A 3,098-nucleotide genomic window follows, 5' to 3' on the forward strand; every position below is an offset into this window, starting at 1 on the left:
GCGCAGGGGCGTAAGCGCCATGGATGGCGCGCCCGAGCCTACAGGGACGTATTCACGGCGTCCCCTGCGTAGCCCACCCGCCCGGCCAACCCACGGCTTCTGCTTTCAGCGACCCACCACCCGCCACGAGGGGCTCAGCCGTTGGCCTTCGCCTTGGCATCCCGCGCCGCCTGCTGCTCGACCAGCGTCAGCGCCACGTTGTCACGCAGGTACGCCGGCTCGACCTTCTCCGGCGCAATGCCTTCGCCGCGCGCGAACGCCGGTACCGCCAGTGCCAGCACATCCGCTGCACGCGGCAGCGCCGTCGCATCGAAGCGGCGCAGGCCAGCCCCCAGTTGCGCGACCAGCGCGCCCTCGGCCGCGGCAAACCCGGTGCCGACGCCGTAGACGGACGCGGCTTCCGGCAACGACACCGCCGCCGGCACGCACACGCGCTCGGCATCCCGCGCCACCGGCAGTCCATCCACGCGCTCGAAGCGCGCCACGTACAACTCGCCCATCCGCGCATCGATCGCCGACAGGATCTGGTTCTCTTCCACCGGCGCGCGCAGCGCCAGCACCTGCAGCGTCGACACCGGCAACAACGGCCGATCCAGCGCCAGCGCGATGCCCTGCGCCAACGCGATCGCCAAGCGCACACCGGTGAACGCACCGGGACCACGGCTGAGCGCGATGCCGTCCAGCTGGCGGCGGCTGATGCCGGCCTCGGCCAGCAGCTCCTCCGCCCACGGCAGGCTCAGTTCGGCATGCCGGCGGGGGGCGATCTCGAAGCGTTCCAGTACCTGCCCATCCACATGCAGGGCTACGGAACAGGCTTCGGTGGCGGTTTCAAAGGCGAGCAGTTTCATCGGATCGGGTCAGAACAGGGGGAACGTGGCGCCGGGAGCCGGCTCCGGCCCCGCCACGGCGGCGGTCGGGGCAGCAGCATCTGCCACGGGCGCCCATTGTGGCGCAAAGAAGGCCTGCACATCGGCCAGGGCCCGGGTTCGCCGGAACGGCGGCAGCGACTGCAGGAAGACCTTGCCATAACCCCGGTTGAGCAGGCGCGGGTCGCACAGCACCAGCACGCCACGGTCGGTCTCGCTGCGGATCAGGCGGCCAACGCCCTGCTTCAGGGCAATCACCGCCTGCGGCAACTGCTCGTCGCGGAAGGGATTGCCGCCCTGGGTGCGTATGGCATCCAGCCGCGCTTCGTACACCGGATCATCGAGCGTGGCGAAGGGCAGCTTGTCGATCACCACCACGCTCAATGCCTCGCCGACCACATCCACGCCCTCGCGGAAGCTGGCCGAGCCCAGCAGCACGCCATTGCCGGATTCGCGGAAACGCTGCAGCAGGGTCGCGCGCGGCGCTTCGCCCTGCACGAACAGCGGCCAGGGCCCATCACGCAGCGCCTCGGCCGCCTCGCGCAGCGCACGATGCGAAGCAAACAACAGGAACGCCCTGCCCTGCGACGCCTGCAGCACCGGACGCAGCACCTGGATCAGCGTGGTTCCGAAACCGCGCGCAGCCGGATCCGGCAGGCCTTCAGGCAGGTAGCACAGTGCCTGCTCGGGCCAGTTGAACGGACTGGGCTGTACCAGCGTCTGTGGATCATCCAGGCCCAGGCGCGTGGCGATGTGCTCGAAGCCGCCGCCAACGGTCAGCGTGGCGGAGGTGAAAATCCACGCTGCATGGCTGCGCTCGCGATGTTCGCGCAGCGGCGCGGACACATCCATCGGCGTGCGCTGGCAGCGGAAACCGCGCGCGGTCAGTTCATACCAGAGCACGTCACCAGCGGCGGCGGTCGCTTCTGCAGGATCGGCATCGAAGTCGAGCGCGGGTTCTTCATCCCCCAGCCAACGGCCCAGCCGCGAAATCGCCTCACGTGCGCGCGCATGGCAGGCATCCAGGCCAGCAGCGGCTTCGCGCAGCGGTTGCAATGCCTGCTCCAGCACCACCAGGCTGGACATCACCGCATCGAAACCCTCGCGTACCTGCGGCATCGCCAATGCCCGCCACTGCGTGCCGCGCGCGGGCAGCCCCTCCATCGCAGCTCGCAGCGCAGACAACGCCTGCTGCAGATGATCGACCGGTTCCTGCAGTGCCGACTGTGCGCCACCCACGCCGCGCGCTTCAACCAGGCAGTCACGGCCCAGTTCCTGCCAGGGGCGCATGCCGAAGCCCTCGCCGAAGAACTGCGCGGCCAGTTCGGGCAACTGATGGGCCTCGTCGATGACGAAGGCCTGCGCACCGGGCAGCAGTTCGCCGAAGCCCTCCTGCTTCAGCGCAAGATCGGCCAGCAGCAGGTGGTGATTGACCACGACCAGGTCGGCGGCCTGGGCACGCTGGCGGGCCCGCACGACGAAGCAGTCCTCCCAGAACGGACACTCGTTGCCCAGGCAGTTGTCGACGGTGGAAGTGACCATCGGCAGCAGCGGCGAGTCGTCGGCCAGGCCATCAAGTTCGGCGATATCGCCCGAATCCGAGCGACCGGACCACGCCAGGATGCGCTGGAACTGTGCCGCCTGTTCGGGGCTGGAAAAGCGCGGTTCACCGCGTGCCTGCTGCAGGCGATAGCGGCACAGGTAGTTGCTGCGTCCCTTCAGCAACGCGCTGCGCAGGCCGACGCCCAGCGCTTGGCGCACGCGTGGCAGGTCACGGTGGTAGAGCTGGTCCTGCAGCGCGCGCGTGCCGGTGGAAATGATGGTGCGCATTCCGGACAGCAGCACCGGCACCAGATAGGCAAAGGTCTTGCCGGTGCCGGTACCGGCTTCGGCGAGCAGCAGGTCGCGCTGCTGCATCGACGCGGCAATGGCCTCGGTCAGGCGCAGCTGCGCAGGACGCGGAACGAACGCGTCCAGATGGGAGGCGAGCGCGCCGCCTTCGCTGAGGGCTTCGCGGCTGGCATGGACAAGGTCGGACATCAGGTGGAAAGGATACCCGGCCGGGCGCTGCCCGGCACCCGTTTCAGGCCAGAACACAAGCAAAAGCAACGGCAACAGCGTTTGTTCATGGCTCTGGGTTGTACTGAGGGCTGGCGGGGGGCTGTGGGTTTGCGGGGACGCCGTAAACCCATCCCTGGGGGTTTGGCCGCGGCATCCATGCCGCGGACACGG

General features: G+C 69.0%; 2 protein-coding genes. Both read right to left on the reverse strand.

What is annotated here, in order from left to right:
• Positions 1 to 134 precede the first annotated feature (134 nt).
• Positions 135 to 848: a tRNA (adenosine(37)-N6)-threonylcarbamoyltransferase complex dimerization subunit type 1 TsaB gene (gene tsaB / locus AB4Y84_RS17675; protein ID WP_428704319.1), complete on the reverse strand. Its 714-nt coding sequence runs from the start codon at positions 846 to 848 to the stop codon at positions 135 to 137.
• Positions 849 to 857: 9 nt separating this feature from the next.
• Positions 858 to 2,906, reverse strand: a complete 2,049-nt coding sequence (locus tag AB4Y84_RS17680) for an ATP-dependent DNA helicase (RefSeq protein ID WP_442245006.1) — start codon at positions 2,904 to 2,906, stop codon at positions 858 to 860.
• Positions 2,907 to 3,098: the final 192 nt, after the last annotated feature.

Source organism: Stenotrophomonas sp. 2YAF22 (assembly GCF_052114665.1).
Taxonomy (GTDB): Bacteria; Pseudomonadota; Gammaproteobacteria; order Xanthomonadales; family Xanthomonadaceae; genus Stenotrophomonas; species Stenotrophomonas indicatrix.

Coding starts and splice junctions, on each gene's coding strand:
- tsaB (WP_428704319.1), bottom strand. CDS start 848: ATGAAACTGCTCGCCTTTGAAACCGCCACCGAAGCCTGTTCCGTAGCC.
- AB4Y84_RS17680 (WP_442245006.1), bottom strand. CDS start 2,906: ATGTCCGACCTTGTCCATGCCAGCCGCGAAGCCCTCAGCGAAGGCGGC.